Below are 17,806 nucleotides of genomic sequence, written 5' to 3'. Positions count from 1 at the left end.
GGACATGCCTGGACGGTTGGAGGTTATTCATGGACATATCGTTGATTGTAGGCTGGGTAGTTGGTTTTGCTCTGATAATAAATGGAATTGGCATGGCTAAGCTGGGTAATTTTATTGATATTAACAGTGTAATTATTGTAATAGGAGGCACAATTGCTGCACTGGTAGCAAGTTTTCCGTTTAAAACGCTGGCACAAATTCCCAAGCACATTGCAATCATGCTCAATCCAAAAAGATACGATTCTGAAAAAGTTATTGATACTATGGTTGACATGGCAAAGACAGCCAGAAAAAAGGGATTACTGGTTCTGGAAGAGCAGGCCAATGGCATTAAGGATCCATTCTTAAAACAGAGTATTATGCTGATTGTAGATGCAATGGATGCGGAAAAGATAAGAGAGATGCTGGAAAGTGAAGTTTCAGCCATGTCAGAGCGTCATGATCAGGACGTCAGCGTGTATGAAAAAGGAAGCTCACTGGCACCTGCTTTCGGTATGATTGGAACCCTGGTGGGACTGGTAAACATGCTGAAAGGTATGAACATGGATGGCAACGGATCCAGCAGTATAGGAGCGGATATGTCAGTCGCCCTGATTACCACGTTCTACGGCAGTGTTTTATCAAACCTGGTATTCGTGCCTATGGCCAAGAAACTTCGCCTTAGAAATGAAGAAGAGCTATTGTACAAGCAGATCATTATTGAAGGGGTTTTATCGATCCAGGCAGGAGATAATCCTAAATACCTGGAGGAAAAGCTTTTATCTTATCTTTCCCAGGCACAGCAGAATAAGATCTTAAAGAAACGGTCAGGCGGAGGCAGCACAAGCAGTGATGCAACCTGATGAGGCAATAAATATTACAGCAGTAATTTTTATAGGGAAACAGGTGGTGAATGATGAAGAAAAATAAAAAGCCGGAAGAGCTTGGAAGCTGGATGGATACATATGGAGACATGGTTACATTGTTACTGTGCTTTTTCGTTCTTCTGTATTCAATGTCCTCCATCGATCAGACGAAATGGAAGATTCTGGTTCAGAGTTTTAATCCCAGCGCTGTTCAATCATCAGATCAGATTGTGTTAGATGCCGATGCCTCGGAGAATAACAGTGACTTACAGGGAAATCCTCCGCCTGACAGTGGAGAAACTACAGATTTTGATGATTTGTATCTGATGCTGAAAAAAATAGTAGAAGATCGAAATATGCAGGATAATGTCGAAATTACCAAGGGAGACGGCTTCACATTTATATCATTTCGTGATAAAGTATTTTTTGACGGAGACAGTTCTGTCTTAAGGCAGGAAGGTAAAGATATTCTGGGTGAGTTTGCAGCGGTAATGGCGCAGGCGAATAACAGTATTAAGGAAGTTCAGGTTTTGGGACATACCTCTCAGGGCAGTCCGGAAAGACCGAATAATATCCGGAATGACCGAATGCTGTCTGCTCAGCGTTCCGCAGAGGTTATTATCTATCTGCAGAGTAAGAATGCTGTCACACCGGAAAAACTGGTTGGAATGAGTTTTGGACAGTTCCGCCCAATTGCACCATTTAATACAAATGAAGGACGTGCAAAAAACCGTCGTGTGGAGATCTTAATAACTAAAAATGATACGGTTGAAAAGTCCCTGGAGGAATATTACAATCAGGTGTATCACAACGATCAGACTGATGCGGGCAATTAAATAAAAAGCGGGAGTGAAACAAATGGCTGAAGTATTATCCCAAAGTCAAATCGATGCGCTTCTCAATTCCCTGAGCGGAAATGATGAGCCTATTGAGGAGATAGAGAAAAAGGAAAATGAAGCAAAATACCGGAAATATGATTTTTACAGTCCGAAGAAATTTACAAAGGACAGACTGAAAATTTTAAAAAGTATATTCGACAATTATTCCAGAATAGCAGGCTCCCAGATCAGCAGTTTATTTCGGACTACCAGCGAATTGTCCGTAGTTACAGTGGAAGAACAGCGGTATTATGAGTTCGGTAATGCACTTAGCGATAATGACGTTCTTACAGTTGTCAACGTAACGCTGCCAAATAACAGTAAAAATCCTCCGCTGCTTATTAATGCAAGTATGACACTGATGCTCAATCTGATTGACCGTATGCTTGGAGGCATAGGGGAGGATATAAATATTGACGGGTCCTATACATATACTGAAATCGAGATAGCGTTATACCACAGAGTCATTCAATATATTATTGGTGCTTTGAGAGATTCCTGGTCCAGCTATATCAACTTAAACTTTGAACTGACCAGGCTGGAAGAGAATCCAAGTATGTTTCAGGAAATTGGTGTGGATGAGACCATCGTTATTGTAGTGATGGATGTAGATATGAAGGAGTGCTCAGGAAGACTGAATGTATGCATTCCCGGCTCCCTTCTTACGAATATATTTGACATTATGGATAAGCGCAAACACAGCGCCCTGGGTGAAGAGGCAAACAGTCAGGATAATAAGAGAGAGATTATGCAGAGCATTAAATCCTCAGATTTACTTGTCCAGGCACAGCTGGGTGATACCATAATTTCACTTGATGATGTATACAATCTTCATGTTGGAGATGTAATCAATTTAAATACGCCCAAAGATTCTGATGTCAAGCTTTATGTAGAAGGTCAGCCATGGTTCAAAGGCCAGCTGGGTGTTCATAAGCGGAATGTGGCTGTTAAAATTGATGAAATGGCTGAGAATGGAAATTACCAGACCAGTGAAAGCTGAGTCAGGGATTACATAAAGAATTATAGGATAATAAAGGAGATGTAGAAAATGGCAAAAATATTATTGGTAGATGATGCGGCATTTATGAGAATGATGATCAAGGACACGCTGACAAAGAACGGATATACCGATCTGTATGAAGCAGCTGACGGCGCTCAGGCTGTTCAGATGTTTACAGAGATAAACCCGGATCTGATCATCATGGATATTACCATGCCGAATATGGATGGACTGGAAGCATTAAAGGCTATCAAGGCAAAGGATCCCAATGCAGTTGTGGTTATGTGTTCAGCGATGGGTCAGGAAAGCATGGTAATTGAAGCGATTAAATCAGGAGCAAAGGATTTTATTGTTAAGCCATTTAAACCAGACAGAATTTTAAAGACAGTAACTGGCATTATCGGTTAATCTGATTCATTGAGGAGGGTACAAATGTCGTTTTTAAGCTCGATGAATATCAGTGCGTCTGCTATGACTGCGCAGCGTCTCAGACTTGATATTGCATCACAAAATATCGCCAATATCGATACCACCAAAACGGCTTCCGGTGACCCGTACCGCAGAAGAATGGTGGTACTCGAAGCGCAGAATGAAAACAATTTCCGCAGAACTCTAATGAATGCAGCAGGAAAAAGCCGCCAGCAGAGTGTGGGCGGAGTCAGGGTATCTCAGGTCGTGGAAGATACCAGTCCTTTGAAATCCGTTTATGACCCGGAACATCCGGATGCAGATGAGAATGGCTATGTCCAGATGCCAAATGTGGATTTAATAAAGGAAACGGTAGACAGCATGTCTGCGACCAGGTCCTATGAAGCCAATATAACCGCATTTAATGCCATAAAAATGATGGCTTCCAAGGCATTGGAGATTGGGAAATAAGGGAAAATATGGCATAGAGGGCTAAATGAGTATAAAGGGAGAGAAGTTGTATGGATTCGAAGAATTTTAGCGCATTTGAGATTGATGCCATAGGTGAAATACTAAACATAAGCCTGGGAGCCTCAGCCACTGCAGTATCTACCATGCTCAATGCCAGAGTTGATATTACCACACCTGTAGTAAGGGTATTGACGAAAAGTGAGTTTGAGATATCAAACCTGGAACCGGCAGTAGGGGTGGAGATTACTTATATTGCGGGTCTTAGCGGAAGCAATATTATGCTCCTGAAAAAGCATGATGTTAAGGTTATCGTAGATATGCTGATGGGAACAGAAACCCCGGAAGTGGATTTTGAATTAAATGAATTAAATATCAGTGCAATCTGTGAAGTAATGAATCAGATGATGGGTGCTTCAGCAACAGCTCTCAGCGAGTTTTTAAGCAAAGCGGTTAATATCTCAACTCCGAGTTCTTTTGAGATTGAAGATGTGGGAGACTTTAAAGAAAAATATTATCATGACGAAGATTTAATGGTTGTAGTTGGCTTTAATTTAAAAATAGCGGATCAGATGGCAAGTGAATTTATTAATGTGATGCCGCCTACTCTTGCGAAAGAGCTTGTGGCAGGTTTCTTTCCTCAGGAAAGCGGTGAATCTGTGGAAGAAACGCTACCGGAGGCAGCACCAGAACCTGATACTTCTCCGGCACCGTCAGGCGGCCTTTTATCTCAGGAAGAAATTGAAAAGCTGCTGGCCGGAAGTTCAGAACCCGCCCCCCAGCCTCAGCCGGAAGTTAAGCCGGAACCTCAGACACCGCCGAAACAGGAGTCCGCAGGAGGGATCTTGTCTCAGGAGGAAATAGAGATGCTCTTAAACGGAAGTATGGCTGCGGATACTGCGCCAGCACCTGAACCGGCACCTGCACCTGCAGTACCACAGCCGGCAGCTACAGAACCTAAAACAACGAGTCAGATGGAGAATACAGACAATTCTGCGATTCAGCAGATGATGAACCAGATGCAGATGCAGCAGCAAATGATTAACCAGATGCAGCAGATGATTCTGCAGATGCAGAATTCTCAGATGAATATGCCGAAAAAGGATGCTCCGGAACCAAAAACCATCAATGTGAAACCAGTGCCTCAGAATATTCTGACAGAAGGTCAGTTAAGCTTTGAGGAACAGGAAGAAAACCGGGAGCTGATTATGGGAGTACCGCTGGAGGTATCTGTTGAAATCGGCAGAACCAGAAAGCTGGTAAAGGAAATACTGGAATTTACCAAAGGTTCTCTTGTTATATTGGATAAACTGGCTGGAGAGCAGGTCGATCTGTATGTAAACGGCAGATGTATTGCAAAAGGTGATGTAGTAGTAGTTGATGATAATTTTGGTATTCGTGTTACGGAGATAATCAAAAGGAACGTAGAATAGAGAGGAAGTGCCTGTAGATGAACAGTGTGATCAGTCTGGTGTCGGTACTGATTGTTACCATTCTCATTCTGTACTTGAGTTATATTTTTACGAAAAGTATTGGAAAAGGGTTTGGCTTAAAACGCGGGGGGAATTATATGCAGATGTTAGACAGGCTTCCCCTTGGGCAGGATAAGGCGATTGCGGTTGTTCGTGCAGGCAGTCATTATTTTCTTATTGGTATTGCTTCTTCACAGATTACAGTTCTGGCAGAACTGACGGAGGAGGATATTCAAAATAGCCTGAATATCCCAAATCCTCAAGACAAAGATGGATACCCGGATTTCATCAGCATTCTGAAAAAATATACAGATAAAAACCGGAAAGACAGTTAGGAGGAGCAGAATGAATACAGATGCCTTAGTTAACATAAATGGAGGCAGGGTGCCTACCCTGGAGCTTTTCCTCATTCTGACCATCATATCACTGATGCCTTCTATTCTGGTTATGATGACTTCCTTCACCAGAATCATCATTATCCTTTCTTTTACAAGGAATGCCCTTGGGGTTCAGCAGACGCCGCCTAATATTGTCCTTGTTGGCATTGCGTTATTTTTAACGCTGTTCATCATGGATCCGGTTATAAAGGACATCAATACACAGGCTTACCAGCCTTACATAAAAGAAGAGATAAACCAGACTGAGGCGCTCAAACGGGCCCAGTTACCCATGAAGCGTTTTATGCTGAAACAGACCGAAACAAGTACACTCAATCTGTTTATTGATTTATCCAATACAGAGAAAGCGGAAAATATTGAAGATCTGCCAATGACAGTCATTATACCATCATTTATGACATCGGAATTAAAACGGGCTTTTACAGCAGGCTTTATGATATTTCTGCCATTTATGCTGGTGGATATTGTTGTTTCCAGTACATTGATGTCAATGGGTATGGTGATGCTGCCGCCTGCCATGATATCACTCCCATTTAAGCTGCTTTTGTTTGTTACAGTGAATGGCTGGGAGTTACTATTTACAAACCTTGTTAAAAGCTTTCACTAAGGACAGGAGGAATTCTTATGACAGACGTTGCACTCAGCAGCCTGATGTATGAAATGTTCGGAGCGGCTGTTAAACTGGCTGGACCGGTTTTGGTGGTCAGCATGATCGTTGGTATCCTTATCTCCATACTCCAGGCAGCAACTCAGATTCATGAACAGACCATTACCTTTGTACCAAAGCTGTTTGTTATAGGGCTCATGCTTTTGATGCTGGGCAGTAATATGATGAAAACGCTTAGCGATTTCACAATACGTATATTCAACACCATGCTGGGGTGAATTCGGACAGATGAAAGGAAAAATTAAATGCCGGATATAGGACAGATGATGCTTTTCTCTCTGATTCTCATGCGGATGTCAGGTTTTATACTTCTGAATCCCATTTTAGGAAGACGTAATATACCCGGTTATGTGAAGGGCGGTTTTGTTATGGTATTCACCCTTCTTTTATATTCGTTTTCTTCTGCACAGGTCCCGGAACCAGTTACTTCGGTGGAATATGCAGTACTTCTTATCAGAGAATTTGCCATGGGGTACGCCATTGGTTTCGTCATGGAACTGTTTGTCATGGTTATTACATATGCAGGAGCCATTATCGATTTCCAGATGGGACTTTCCATGGCTACGGTATTTGATCCGCAGAGTAACGCTCAGGTAGCAATTACAGGAAGTATCTTTCATGCATATTTTATTTTACTATTTTTTGCGGTAGATGGTCATTTGGCACTCTTTAAGCTTCTGATCCAGTCATCGGAACTTGTGCCTTACGGGCAGGCTGTGATTGGGACAAAAGTTGCATGGGCGATTCTTGAAGTATTTATTCAATGTATCGTAATGGCACTGAAATTTGCTTTTCCGATCATGGCAATTGAGTTTATAACGGAAATGGCAGTTGGAATTCTCATGAAAGTTATTCCACAGATTAATGTATTTGTAGTTAACATTCAGGCGAAGGTTTTAATTGGTTTATTGATGCTCGTATTCTTATTTTCTCCAATGTCTGATTATGTGGGTGTCATTATCAGTCAGATGCTTCTGGCAGTTGAAAGTATGATCAGAACTTTATAACGCAAAGGATGTGATGAACGGAAATGGCAGGTGATTCAAAAACCGAGAAGGCCACACCGAAAAAGCGGCAGGACGAACGAAAAAAGGGTCATGTTGCAGTCAGTAAGGATGTGGTCATGATCGCTACTCTTCTTGGTACTTTCATAATGCTGAAAGCGTTATTTCCGCTTATGTACCGGACCATGCGGGATTATATGATCAAATATGTGAGTCTGGCTCCGGCAGCAGATACATTGTCAGATTATACAACAGGTGTTTACTGGGACACGGTGATTGCTGTTTCCAAAGCAGCTATTCCAATTATTCTTGTTTCTACCGTATTGGCAATTCTTGGAACAGGAATACAGACAAAATTTTTGTTTACGAAAAGTAATATGGTTCCCAAATTTGAAAGACTGAATCCAATTAAAGGGATTAAAAATCTTTTTTCTTTAAAAAGTCTGGTGGAACTGATCAAGAATCTGATTAAAATTACCATTCTTTCTATAATTTTATATCAGATCATAAAAAGTGATTTAAGAGCAGTGGCCAGAACCATTGATAAGAATATAATGGATTCGGCAGTTTTCGTTTTAGATTCCATTATGGATATGGTAGTAAAGGTATCAATTGTATTTTTGGCAATAGCCGGCTTTGATTATTTCTACCAGTGGTGGGAATATGAACGTCAGATTAAGATGTCAAAGCACGACATGAAAGAAGAATACAAACAGACAGAAGGAAATCCGGAAATTAAAGGGCGGATCCGGAACTTACAAAGAGAAAGAGCCCGCAGCAGAATGATGCAGTCAGTTCCAACTGCAGACGTCATTATTCGTAATCCGACCCACTACGCAGTAGCACTGCGTTATGACATAGAAAAGGACAGCGCGCCTGTTCTGGTTGCCAAGGGTCAGGATGAACTTGCTTTAAGGATTGTAGCCGTAGGCGATGAACATGGAGTTTATGTGCTGGAAAACAAGCCTCTTGCAAGAGGAATTTTTGCCAGTACCAAGGTGGGGGAATCTATCCCTTCGGAATATTATGGTATGGTCGCTGAGATTCTGGTATACGTATACCGTATGAATAACAAGATCATAGAGTAGAAAATGCTGCATAGATACTTGAAAGAAATGGTGTAAAAGAATGAAGACTTTACTGAAGAATTCCGTTGTAGTATTTGTCATTACAATTGTGCTTCTCTTGATCATCCCATTGCCTCCGTTTTTTATGGATGTAATGATTATAATAAATATTTCCCTTTCCATGATTATTCTTTTGATAACCATGAATATTAAGGAGCCGCTGGAATTTTCCATATTTCCATCGTTGCTGCTGGTTACCACACTGTTACGTCTGGGTCTTAACGTTTCTTCCACCCGTAACATCTTAACAAGAATGGGATCTTCAGGTCTTGTAATTAAAGCCTTTGGTGATTTCGTATTACAGGGAAATGTTGTAGTTGGTTTTATTATATTCCTGATTATTGTTTTAGTTAACTTTCTGGTTATTACAAAGGGTACGGAGCGTGTATCTGAGGTAGCAGCAAGATTTACGCTGGATGCCATGCCAGGTAAGCAGATGGCCATTGATGCGGATTTAAGTTCCGGTCTGATCAATGAGCAGGAAGCAAAGTTAAGACGTTACAAAATCCAAAAAGAAGCAGACTTTTACGGTGCCATGGATGGTGCCACTAAATTTGTAAAAGGTGATGCAATTGTTTCTCTGATTATTACTGCTATTAACTTTATTGGCGGTGCGATCATTGGTATGCTTCAGTCCAATATGCCTTTCAATGAGGTACTGACTGTATATAGTATTGCAACGGTAGGTGACGGGCTGGTATCCCAGCTCCCCTCGCTTATGATAGCGGTAGCAACCGGTATGATTGTAACCAGAGCAGTATCAGACGGAAGCTTAAATGAGGATGTATCCGCTCAGTTTCTGGCCCAGCCAAGAGCCATAATGCTTACAGGCGCTGTTATGGCAGTGCTCATGATGGTTCCGGGTATGCCGAAATTCCAGCTTGGCCTAATGGCAATTCTTCTGGTAGGAGTCGGTTTTCAGCTGGAACGAAAAGTTAAGCAGGCGGCCATCCGGGAAGTGGTTTCGCAGCAGAACGCGTTAATGGAAGATACCAGTCAGCAGATGCCTTCCGATGAAGAATCCTTTTACAGAGATGTAAACAATGTTTACTCCCTGATTAGTGTAGAACCAATTGAACTGGAATTTGGCTACAGTTTAATCCCTCTGATAGATGAAGGCAGTGGAGGAAAAATGATTAACCGTATTGTCATTTTCAGAAGACAGTACGCACAGGACATGGGATTTGTCATTCCCTCCGTCAGACTGAGAGACAGCTCCAGCCTAAATACTAACCAGTATGTTATTAAAATCAGAGGCGAAGAAGTTTCAAAGGGTGAAATTCTTGTAGATTACTATCTTGCACTGGAGCCGCCGGTTCTTTCCGGAGAAGTGGATGGAATTGAAACTGTGGAGCCGGCATACGGAATTCCAAGTAAATGGATCCGCCCGGAGAATAAAGAAATGGCGGAGATCTATGGCTATACAGTCATTGACCCTCTGTCAGTTATGCTGACCCACTTATCGGAAACCATTAAGCGTCATGCATATGAGCTTCTTGGAAGACAGGAAGTAATGCAGCTGTTAGATAATGTTAAAAAACACTCCCCAGAACTTGTAGAAGAATTGTTTCCTGGTCAGTTATCCTATGGTAACTTTCAGAAAATACTCAACAGCCTGTTGAAAGAGGGAGTGCCTATTAAAGATATGGAAACCATTTTGGAGACCATTGTGGATTCTATTTCAACCACCAGAGATATTGATCTCATTACTGAGAATATCAGAATTGCATTAAAGAGGACCATTACCAGAATGTTCTGTGATGGAGGTCAGATGAAAGTTCTGACTCTGGATTCGGATCTGGAGAAAAATATTATCAGCAGCATGGCAAAAGGGGAACAGGGTGTCTATCTGGCACTTAGCCCTGATATGATGCAGTCTGTGATCGGGCAGCTGGGGGAACAGTTAAAGAAGTTCAACGACCTGGAACAAAAACCTGTGATTCTTACAAGTCAGGTAGTCAGGCTGTATTTTTACCGTCTGATCGAACAGTTCTATCCCAATGTCTATGTTCTTTCATTTAATGAGATCGCAAATAATATTCAGATCCAGGCAGTCGGAAATATTACCGTTTGACAGGATTTAATGTCAGAAAGGCAGTGTTAATCGGAATGGAACAGGAGTTAAGCCAATATACCAATGAAGATTTACTAATTAAATATAAGCGTACTAAGGATATTAATATCAAGCACGAGCTGGTTATGCGTTATATGTATATGGTGAAGAGCATTTCTATTCAAATGCGTGATGTCTATTTAAGCTTTGCTCAAATAGAGGATATCGTTAATGAAGGTGTATTGACGATCATGAGCGGGATTGAAAAATTTGATCCTGATATGAATGTGAAGTTTGAAACATATATTTCCAAGCGGATTCGTGGTATGATAATTGATATGGCAAGAAAGCAGGATTGGATCCCCAGAAGCGTCAGAAAGAATGCCAAGGAACTGGACAATACAGTTATGGAATTATGCAACCGCCTGGGGCGTTTTCCAACATCAAAAGAAACTGCCGAGTATATGAATGTATCATTGGATAAATATCAGGAAGCTTTAGGAAAGACCAATGTTTACAGTGTGATTTCTCTTGATATGGTGTTAGAAGGAAGCAATGATAACAAGAAAACAGTCCAGCTGCCTTCCATCAGTGAGAATGACCAGCCGGAATCCCATTATCTTCAGGAAGAATTTAAGCAAATACTGGTATCTGCCATAAATAATTTAAAGGAAAATGAGCAAAAGGTTATTTCCTTGTATTATATGGACGAATTAAATATGAAAGAGATTGCCAGGATCATGAATGTCAGTGAACCAAGAATTTCACAGATCCATTCCAATGCGATACAAAAGCTGAGACTGAATCTGACTAATTTTATAAATGGGAAATAGGAAAGGGGAAAATTGGGATGTTTCAAGGATTTTATAATCTGGCTTCCGGTATGCTTTATCAGAACCGGAATTTAAATACCATCAGTAATAATATGGTAAATGTAAGTACTCCTGGTTTTAAATCAGATCGTATGACCAGCACCACATTTAAAGATGAGATGCTTTACAGGAGCGGGAATATCAATAAACGCAATCCTGTGCAGGTGGGCACTTCTTCCATGATGCGTACAGTTGCAGGTGTGAAGACCAGTTTTGATCAGGGGAATGTAGAAGAAACAGGAGGGAACTTAGATTTTGCTTTAACTAAACCTGGATTTTTTACCATTGAAGATGCTGGTGGAAACCGTCTCTATACAAGGAACGGTTCTTTTGATATTGATCAGGATGGATATCTTTGTTTATCTTCACTTGGAAGAGTGCTGGGGGAAGATGGTAACCCTATTGAAATGACATCGAACCATATTACAGTTGATAAGTCTGGTAATATATACGAAATGCCGTTAAAAGGACTCGGCTCTGAAGAAGACGGCGGTGATGGGGAAGACCAAGAACCAACGATCCTGGGGAAAATAGGAGTCGTGAATTTCGATGACTACACTCAGCTGGTAAAAGAAGATAATGGAACTTTCTCCTCACAGGCAGAAGCAAAGGAAGTGGACGGAGGAGTGATGTGGAAATCTGTGGAACGGTCCAATATTGATCCCATTGAACAGATGACATCCATGATGACCAGTCAGAGAGCTTCCCAGAGTGCGGCACAGGTCCTTAAGATGTACGATCAGCTCATGGGTAAAATAGTTTCTGATATTGGAAGAGTATAAGGGAGGTACAGCGGATGAATCAATCCTTTTACATAGGCGCATTAGGAGCCAGGAATCAGCAGACCAAGCTGAATGTTGTATCAAATAACATTGCGAATGTCAACACAGTGGGTTTTAAACCGGAATACAGTGTATTTTCCGATCTTGTATACACACAGACACGGAACGCCCTTGAGGATGTCAACGTTAAGACAGGAAATGGTTCCAAGGTAGATGAGGTAAAAACAAATATGGCAGCTATGCCATATCAGACTACAGGTCTGGAAAATGACTATGCGGTGCAGGGTGATGGTTTCTTCATGCTGAAGGATCCTGTTTCCGGAGACATTACATATACCAGAGACGGGCGTTTTCAGCTGGCAAAGACAACCGACAAATTTTACCTTGTGAATGTAGACGGCAAGCGGGTTCTTAATATGGACCAGGAAGAAATTTCTTATGACGTAAAGCCGACTTCCTATCCTTCAGAAGAGCCGGAGGAAGAGGAAGAGCCGGAAGAACTGCAGGAAGGGGAACATGATCCTCATGCGATAGGGGTATATACCTTTGCAAACACCAATGGAATGCAACCAATAGGAGACAATGTTTTTGCTGCTACAGCTCAAAATGGGGACCCCATACTGTTAGAGAAGGCAAAAGTGGTGAGTGGATCGCTGGAACAGTCCGGCACTGATTTCGCATTGGAAATGACAAGAATGATGGAGGCCCAGAGAGCATACTCCTATGCTCTTAAGATGGTACAGACTTCTGATGAAGTTGAGTCGACAATTAACTCTCTGCGATAAATAGCAGAGTTCGATGAGAGAGGGCGAGCATATGAAAATTACACGTTATGACGAAATGAATGGACTTGGACTGGATCTGATAAAGGAAATCGGCAGTATCGGTACGGGCAATGCGGCTACCGCACTTTCCTCCATGTTGAACAAGACCGTCCGTATGACACTTCCGGATGTTCAGATTCTTGGATATAATGAAGCCATCAAATTCCTGGGAGATCCGGAGGAAATTGTGGCTGCGGTTCTGGTGAAGATGACCGGAGAAATCAACGGTTTAATGCTGTTTATTTTAAAAATGGATTTCATCAATGAGGTTTTATCCAGTGTTATGCAGCAGGAAATTGAAGATTATTACCAGCTCAATGTCCTGGAGACTTCGGCTCTGGAGGAAATTGGCAATATTATTATCTCATCTTATGTAAACGCAATGTCAACACTTAGCGAGGTTACAATCAATTTATCAGTCCCGGATATTGCAGTCAATATGCTGGGAGGAATCTTAAGCGTCCCCATGGTGGAATTCGGATATCAGACAGATAAGATGATGATGATAAGCGGACAGTTTGTAATAGGAGGGAAAGTCCTTCACAGTGACTTACTGATGATGCCGGATATCATGTCATTGAACTTTTTAATGGAAAAGTTGGGGATTGTAAATGGATAAACAGATAACAGTAGGAATTGCGGACATGAAATTTGCCCGGCAGGAGGGGACACTGATCACCTACGCTCTGGGGTCCTGCATTGGCATCAGTTTATACGATCCCATGATAAAGCTGGGCGCTCTGGTACATATTATGCTTCCTGAGGTATATGGGACAGCAGATGTTAACGTATTTAAATATGCGGACACCGGACTGGCTGAGACATTCAGAAAAATTGAAATTCTTGGAGCCAGAAAGCCCAGGCTGATTGCGAAGATTGCAGGGGGGGCAAAGATGTTCGAATTACAGGGGAATAGTACGCTCGGTAATATCGGTGCCCGCAATATTGTAAGCGTAAAGCAGATTCTTCAAAAAGAGGGCATCCGGCTTGCTGCTTTGGACGTAGGCGAAAATTATGCCCGCACTATGTCTGTGGACGTCAGCACAGGGCAGGTTAAAATCAGAACTTACGGCAGAGCAGAAATTGTTTTGTAGACATTATGAACTGGCAAAAAGATGCCGATAAATTAACAGGCAGTTGTTTTTGCTGGATTATATTGGGATAAAGGAGAGAAAGTATGGCAGAAACAGAGATTTTATTAGAATCAGGGACGAATGAAATTGAAATAATGGAATTTACCATTTACGGTGAGTTGTATGGAATTAACGTTGCGAAAGTACGTGAGATCATGATGTCAGATAAGGTGAAGCCCATCCCCCATGCCCATCCATCCGTAGAGGGTATTTTTAAACCAAGGGATCTTCTTCTTACAGTAATCGATCTTCCTTACTACCTGACTGGCAGTAAAGGCGAAAAACAAGGTAAGGATCTTTTTATTATAACCAATTTCAATAAGCTGCACATCGCTTTCCGTGTTCACAGTGTAGTTGGTATCAGCCGTATTTCATGGAAGAATATCCAGAAACCAGATGATACCATAAGCCGTGGAGATGAAGGCGTAGCGACCGGAATTGCTCAGTGCGGAACTGATCTTGTTACAATCCTTGATTTCGAAAAAATTGTTGCTGACATCGCTCCCGAGACCGGAATCCAGGTTGATGACATTAATAAACTTGGAAAGAGAGAGTCTGTTACAAAACCGATTCTGATTGCAGAAGACTCCATTCTTTTAACAAAAATGATAGAGGCTGCACTGATAAAAGCAGGTTATGAAAATCTTACTTTTAAGAATAACGGGCAGGAAGCATGGAATTATTTAAGCCAGATTCGGGATGATTCCGATTTAGATGAAAAGGTGAGCCTGATTATCACGGATATTGAGATGCCCGAGATGGATGGACATCGTCTGACAAAGCTGGTAAAAGAAGATAAAAAGCTGAAACATATTCCTTTGGTAATATTCTCTTCCATGATTAATCAGGAACTGATGATAAAGGGAAAACAGCTGGGTGCAGATGAACAGCTGAGTAAGCCGGAAATCGCCCATCTGGTGGAAGTGATCGATCATTTACTTCAGAGGAGGAATACGAATGGATAAGTATGTCACCCGGCAGCCGATTAAGGCGCTGAAGGAGGACAGGATTATCGGCTATGAAGTTTTGTTTCAGAAGGATTATGATTCTCTATACAGCAGCTCCGATGTAGCAGCAGCTGATACCATTGCAGGATTCCTGATGCAGAATACAGAAAGCATTTTTCATGATAAGCTGACTTTTGTTACATTTACTCCTTCATTGCTGTTTCGGAATACACCGAAGATTTTTGATAAAGAAAAGATGGTGATTCAAATTGAAGATCATGTCATGATTCATCCTTTGTCTCCAACTATTATAAGAAAATACAGGGCGGAAGGATTTGTATTTGCGATCAATGACTTCCAGTTTTCACCCAAATATTTTTCCATGCTTGACTATGTTACTTACATAAAGATAGATATTAGGAATAAGCAGGAAGGAAAAGAGCGGATCTCTCTCAAAAACCTGATTAATACAATGAAGGGATTTGATAAGAAGTGTATTGTAACGGGAGTCAGCTCTAACGAGGATTACGATCTGGCAATCGAAGTAGGTGCTGATTATGCAGAAGGAAGCTACGTTGCGGAAGCCATGGCCGGAAAAGTAAACCGTATGGAGTTTTTGGAAGGAAACTTCTTCCAGCTGGTAGTCGAGGTATCCAAAGATGAACCGGATATAGAAAAGATTGAAGAAATTATCAACAGAGATGCAGCATTAAGCTATGCTCTTCTTAAGATTGTTAATTCCGCATACTTTGCTCTTCGCCGCAGAGTTTCATCCATACGTCAGGCACTGGTTACCATGGGAATCAGTCAGTTGAAGCAATGGGTATATTTGTTAAGCTTCAACAATGACATTGATAATGAAGAATCCTTAGAAGCGATGATGAAACTATCCTTCCTCAGGGCAACATTTGCAATGACAATTTCCGATCACATACAGGACCTTCCCATTATTCGTTCGGAAGTCTATATGATGGGAATGTTTTCTACCCTTCAATACATGATCAATGCACCTCTGGAGGAAATCCTTGAAGAGGTTCCGGTTGCTCAGGAAATAAAAGATGCATTGATACGCAAGGAAGGGGTTTGTGGTGATCTGTATGAATTAATTCTCAGCTATGAAAGCGCGGAATGGAAGAAAGTCAAGCAGCTTTCAGATAAACTGAATATACCTTCCGGACAGCTTGCGCAGACATATATGGATTGCGTGGAAGCAGTAAATGAGATCTGGAATGGATTAACCAGCACTGCAGAGCAGGAAACTGAAGTTCCTTTAAGTAAGAAAACCCACACCTAATGGTGTGGGTTTTCTTTTACTATAAGGCAGGATTTTGTCAACTCTACAATTACCTGGGGAGCAAAACGGCTGGAATAAAAATTCAGCATGGGAGATGCAGCAGGAGGTTCTACCACAACATATTTTGGAGAAAGTTTATTAAGCGTCAGAGCAGTGACATCAGCAATGCAGTGTTCGCAGGTACACCCTCCAAGGCGGTCCATATATTCTCTGGCAATATTATCCACAACATGTTCCATGACATTTAAATATTTAAAGTTAAGCAGGGCTGGAGCAACAGGATCTAATGCAGGTGTCATATCAGATTGAACCGGTTCCTCAGTATTCGGACTATCGGAATCATTCTCTTCGTCCGGATTTTGTATATCAGTGTCAATATCGATATTCGCTGGGTGTTCAGACGGCTCAAGCATTTCCTCTGTTAATTGTGGTTCATCGGTGCCTGCTGTTAATACTTCTTCCAAATCAGCTTCTTCAGTGTCAATAACAGGACTATCTTCAGTTTCCCCTATTGCATTGTTCTCATCCTGAGGTATCTCTTTTGGTTCTTCTCTTTTTTCGTCTTCCTCAAGCTGCTGCCGGATCTGTTCAGCCACTGGATCCGGTACGGAAGAGGAAAGATCAATGATAGAAATAGGACTGGGAGACAGAGGTCCGTCCTGCATTTGTATGGAGGCCTGCTGAGCCAGCACGGTCAATTCATTGATAGTTCCCTTTGACTCGGCTGCCTGGCTGGCAGCATGATTTTCTTTAGCAGCTTCCGTTTTGGAAGATTCAGACTCACCTCCGGACAGAAGATTCATGACATGAGCTGTTTTGCTGCTTTTCCTAGCCATCGTTTATGTGCTCCTCTCAAGATAATATTATTTTAATTTTTTGATCAATTCAAGAACTTCCGTTACCAAAGCTTTATAATCCTGAGCAGGATTGGATCGTGGAGCATAATCCAGCAGACTTTCTCCCTGGGCTGGAGCTTCGGCGACACTGACGCTGGCTCTTATATGAGTTTCAAACACACGTGTCCCGATCTGGGAGGCAATGCTCTGAGCCATCTCCTTCACTTCCCTGGACAACAGCGTTCTTGGGTTAAATTTATTCAGAAGGATTCCCAGCACAACCAGATTTGGATTTACAGAGGAACGGACTGTATTAATGGTATCCTTAATCTGGGAAACTCCAAGGAGACTTAAAATCTCCGGTACCATGGGAATAATCAGATAATCGGCAGCGGCATAGGCGTTCACTGTTAAAATATTCAGCGCAGGAGGTGTATCAATGATAATAAAGTCATAATATCCTGCAACTGTGGAAAGTAAATTTTTCAACATACTTTCCCTCTGCTTTCCCGTAAACTCCAGCTCCGCTCCGCTTAAAAGAATATTAGATGAAATCACATCGCAATATTTGGCAGGACGAATTGCCTCCTGGAGGGTGGCAGTGCCCTGGAAAACCTCATATATCGTCGCACAGTTTTCAATCTCCAGTCCCAGGCTGAATCCAAGGTTACCCTGAGGGTCTAAATCGACTGCCAGTACTCTTTTATTGTTCATGGCAAGACCGCAGGCAAGAGAACAGGAAGTGGTTGTTTTGCCTACGCCGCCCTTTTGATTTGTAATAGTAATTACAGTTGACAA

The 17,806-nt window shown here is 41.8% G+C and carries 21 protein-coding genes; 19 read left to right on the top strand and 2 right to left on the bottom strand.

Translation table 11 applies throughout. The features are described 5' to 3' along the window. Positions 1-29 precede the first annotated feature (29 nt). From RZO55_RS11260 to RZO55_RS11170, 19 genes are all read left to right on the top strand, one after another. Positions 30-842: a motility protein A gene (locus tag RZO55_RS11260; protein WP_318064376.1), complete on the top strand. Its 813-nt coding sequence runs from the start codon at positions 30-32 to the stop codon at positions 840-842. A 50-nt stretch (positions 843-892) separates the two neighbouring features. Then, positions 893-1,681 carry an OmpA/MotB family protein gene (locus RZO55_RS11255; protein WP_318064375.1) on the top strand — a complete coding sequence of 263 codons (789 nt, stop codon included), beginning with the start codon at positions 893-895 and terminating at the stop codon, positions 1,679-1,681. Between the two features lie 22 nt (positions 1,682-1,703). Next, a complete protein-coding gene (locus tag RZO55_RS11250) occupies positions 1,704-2,723 on the top strand; it encodes a flagellar motor switch protein FliM (RefSeq protein WP_318064374.1) in 1,020 nt (339 codons plus the stop codon). A gap of 48 nt (positions 2,724-2,771) precedes the next feature. Beyond that, positions 2,772-3,131 (top strand): response regulator, encoded by a 360-nt coding sequence (locus RZO55_RS11245; protein WP_097004760.1) that lies wholly within the window; start codon positions 2,772-2,774, stop codon positions 3,129-3,131. 24 nt (positions 3,132-3,155) lie between these two features. Further along, complete coding sequence (gene flgC / locus RZO55_RS11240; protein ID WP_318064373.1) at positions 3,156-3,602, top strand: flagellar basal body rod protein FlgC; 447 nt, start codon at positions 3,156-3,158, stop codon at positions 3,600-3,602. Positions 3,603-3,652: 50 nt separating this feature from the next. Then, positions 3,653-5,032, top strand: a complete 1,380-nt coding sequence (gene fliN / locus RZO55_RS11235) for a flagellar motor switch protein FliN (protein ID WP_318064372.1) — start codon at positions 3,653-3,655, stop codon at positions 5,030-5,032. Between the two features lie 17 nt (positions 5,033-5,049). Next, positions 5,050-5,406, top strand: a complete 357-nt coding sequence (locus tag RZO55_RS11230; protein WP_318064371.1) for a flagellar biosynthetic protein FliO — start codon at positions 5,050-5,052, stop codon at positions 5,404-5,406. Positions 5,407-5,416: 10 nt separating this feature from the next. After that, on the top strand, positions 5,417-6,076 hold the full coding sequence (fliP, locus tag RZO55_RS11225; protein ID WP_318064370.1) for a flagellar type III secretion system pore protein FliP: 660 nt from the start codon (positions 5,417-5,419) through the stop codon (positions 6,074-6,076). 17 nt (positions 6,077-6,093) lie between these two features. Next, on the top strand, positions 6,094-6,354 hold the full coding sequence (locus RZO55_RS11220; RefSeq protein WP_318064369.1) for a flagellar biosynthetic protein FliQ: 261 nt from the start codon (positions 6,094-6,096) through the stop codon (positions 6,352-6,354). 27 nt (positions 6,355-6,381) lie between these two features. After that, a complete protein-coding gene (fliR, locus tag RZO55_RS11215; protein WP_318064368.1) occupies positions 6,382-7,143 on the top strand; it encodes a flagellar biosynthetic protein FliR in 762 nt (253 codons plus the stop codon). A 23-nt stretch (positions 7,144-7,166) separates the two neighbouring features. Beyond that, the gene (flhB, locus tag RZO55_RS11210) at positions 7,167-8,228 is read left to right on the top strand and encodes a flagellar biosynthesis protein FlhB (protein ID WP_318064367.1); all 1,062 of its coding nucleotides are present in this window, start codon (positions 7,167-7,169) and stop codon (positions 8,226-8,228) included. A gap of 40 nt (positions 8,229-8,268) precedes the next feature. Next, positions 8,269-10,341 carry a flagellar biosynthesis protein FlhA gene (flhA, locus tag RZO55_RS11205; protein WP_318064366.1) on the top strand — a complete coding sequence of 691 codons (2,073 nt, stop codon included), beginning with the start codon at positions 8,269-8,271 and terminating at the stop codon, positions 10,339-10,341. After that, the gene (locus RZO55_RS11200; protein ID WP_318064365.1) at positions 10,338-11,153 is read left to right on the top strand and encodes a sigma-70 family RNA polymerase sigma factor; all 816 of its coding nucleotides are present in this window, start codon (positions 10,338-10,340) and stop codon (positions 11,151-11,153) included. The genes flhA and RZO55_RS11200 overlap by 4 nt, the downstream gene beginning before the upstream one ends. 17 nt (positions 11,154-11,170) lie before the next feature. Next, positions 11,171-11,974: a flagellar hook-basal body protein gene (locus RZO55_RS11195; RefSeq protein ID WP_318064364.1), complete on the top strand. Its 804-nt coding sequence runs from the start codon at positions 11,171-11,173 to the stop codon at positions 11,972-11,974. A gap of 14 nt (positions 11,975-11,988) precedes the next feature. Further along, positions 11,989-12,759: a flagellar hook-basal body protein gene (locus tag RZO55_RS11190; protein WP_318064363.1), complete on the top strand. Its 771-nt coding sequence runs from the start codon at positions 11,989-11,991 to the stop codon at positions 12,757-12,759. Positions 12,760-12,790: 31 nt separating this feature from the next. Next, positions 12,791-13,417 (top strand): chemotaxis protein CheC, encoded by a 627-nt coding sequence (locus RZO55_RS11185; protein ID WP_318064362.1) that lies wholly within the window; start codon positions 12,791-12,793, stop codon positions 13,415-13,417. Then, positions 13,410-13,892, top strand: coding sequence for a chemotaxis protein CheD (locus tag RZO55_RS11180; RefSeq protein ID WP_318064361.1), 483 nt, complete (start codon positions 13,410-13,412; stop codon positions 13,890-13,892). The genes RZO55_RS11185 and RZO55_RS11180 overlap by 8 nt, the downstream gene beginning before the upstream one ends. Positions 13,893-13,975: 83 nt before the next feature. Next, positions 13,976-14,896 (top strand): chemotaxis protein, encoded by a 921-nt coding sequence (locus RZO55_RS11175; RefSeq protein WP_318064360.1) that lies wholly within the window; start codon positions 13,976-13,978, stop codon positions 14,894-14,896. Beyond that, complete coding sequence (locus RZO55_RS11170) at positions 14,889-16,172, top strand: EAL and HDOD domain-containing protein (protein ID WP_318064359.1); 1,284 nt, start codon at positions 14,889-14,891, stop codon at positions 16,170-16,172. Before RZO55_RS11175 ends, RZO55_RS11170 begins: the two co-directional genes overlap by 8 nt. Here the strand turns inward: RZO55_RS11170 and RZO55_RS11165 are convergent. Together RZO55_RS11165 and RZO55_RS11160 are read right to left on the bottom strand one after the other, a co-directional pair. After that, positions 16,169-17,008 carry a late competence development ComFB family protein gene (locus RZO55_RS11165; protein WP_318064358.1) on the bottom strand — a complete coding sequence of 280 codons (840 nt, stop codon included), beginning with the start codon at positions 17,006-17,008 and terminating at the stop codon, positions 16,169-16,171. The genes RZO55_RS11170 and RZO55_RS11165 overlap by 4 nt on opposite strands. 27 nt (positions 17,009-17,035) lie before the next feature. Then, positions 17,036-17,806 (bottom strand): ParA family protein, encoded by a 771-nt coding sequence (locus RZO55_RS11160; protein ID WP_318064357.1) that lies wholly within the window; start codon positions 17,804-17,806, stop codon positions 17,036-17,038.

It is taken from the genome of Clostridium boliviensis, assembly GCF_033342255.1.
Lineage (GTDB): Bacteria > Bacillota > Clostridia > Lachnospirales > Lachnospiraceae > Lacrimispora > Lacrimispora boliviensis.
Note: the sequence above shows the minus strand (reverse complement) of the source record. Positions and strands in the feature narration are given on the sequence as shown.

What these genes read in the sequence shown, in the direction of transcription:
- RZO55_RS11250 (WP_318064374.1), top strand. Translation starts at nt 1,704, where the DNA reads ATGGCTGAAGTATTATCCCAAAGTCAAATCGATGCGCTTCTCAATTCC.
- fliN (WP_318064372.1), top strand. Translation starts at nt 3,653, where the DNA reads ATGGATTCGAAGAATTTTAGCGCATTTGAGATTGATGCCATAGGTGAA.
- RZO55_RS11180 (WP_318064361.1), top strand. Translation starts at nt 13,410, where the DNA reads ATGGATAAACAGATAACAGTAGGAATTGCGGACATGAAATTTGCCCGG.
- RZO55_RS11260 (WP_318064376.1), top strand. Translation starts at nt 30, where the DNA reads ATGGACATATCGTTGATTGTAGGCTGGGTAGTTGGTTTTGCTCTGATA.
- RZO55_RS11165 (WP_318064358.1), bottom strand. Translation starts at nt 17,008, where the DNA reads ATGGCTAGGAAAAGCAGCAAAACAGCTCATGTCATGAATCTTCTGTCC.
- flhA (WP_318064366.1), top strand. Translation starts at nt 8,269, where the DNA reads ATGAAGACTTTACTGAAGAATTCCGTTGTAGTATTTGTCATTACAATT.
- RZO55_RS11170 (WP_318064359.1), top strand. Translation starts at nt 14,889, where the DNA reads ATGGATAAGTATGTCACCCGGCAGCCGATTAAGGCGCTGAAGGAGGAC.
- RZO55_RS11230 (WP_318064371.1), top strand. Translation starts at nt 5,050, where the DNA reads ATGAACAGTGTGATCAGTCTGGTGTCGGTACTGATTGTTACCATTCTC.
- RZO55_RS11190 (WP_318064363.1), top strand. Translation starts at nt 11,989, where the DNA reads ATGAATCAATCCTTTTACATAGGCGCATTAGGAGCCAGGAATCAGCAG.
- RZO55_RS11175 (WP_318064360.1), top strand. Translation starts at nt 13,976, where the DNA reads ATGGCAGAAACAGAGATTTTATTAGAATCAGGGACGAATGAAATTGAA.
- RZO55_RS11255 (WP_318064375.1), top strand. Translation starts at nt 893, where the DNA reads ATGATGAAGAAAAATAAAAAGCCGGAAGAGCTTGGAAGCTGGATGGAT.
- flhB (WP_318064367.1), top strand. Translation starts at nt 7,167, where the DNA reads ATGGCAGGTGATTCAAAAACCGAGAAGGCCACACCGAAAAAGCGGCAG.
- RZO55_RS11245 (WP_097004760.1), top strand. Translation starts at nt 2,772, where the DNA reads ATGGCAAAAATATTATTGGTAGATGATGCGGCATTTATGAGAATGATG.
- flgC (WP_318064373.1), top strand. Translation starts at nt 3,156, where the DNA reads ATGTCGTTTTTAAGCTCGATGAATATCAGTGCGTCTGCTATGACTGCG.
- RZO55_RS11220 (WP_318064369.1), top strand. Translation starts at nt 6,094, where the DNA reads ATGACAGACGTTGCACTCAGCAGCCTGATGTATGAAATGTTCGGAGCG.
- RZO55_RS11195 (WP_318064364.1), top strand. Translation starts at nt 11,171, where the DNA reads ATGTTTCAAGGATTTTATAATCTGGCTTCCGGTATGCTTTATCAGAAC.
- RZO55_RS11185 (WP_318064362.1), top strand. Translation starts at nt 12,791, where the DNA reads ATGAAAATTACACGTTATGACGAAATGAATGGACTTGGACTGGATCTG.
- fliP (WP_318064370.1), top strand. Translation starts at nt 5,417, where the DNA reads ATGAATACAGATGCCTTAGTTAACATAAATGGAGGCAGGGTGCCTACC.
- fliR (WP_318064368.1), top strand. Translation starts at nt 6,382, where the DNA reads ATGCCGGATATAGGACAGATGATGCTTTTCTCTCTGATTCTCATGCGG.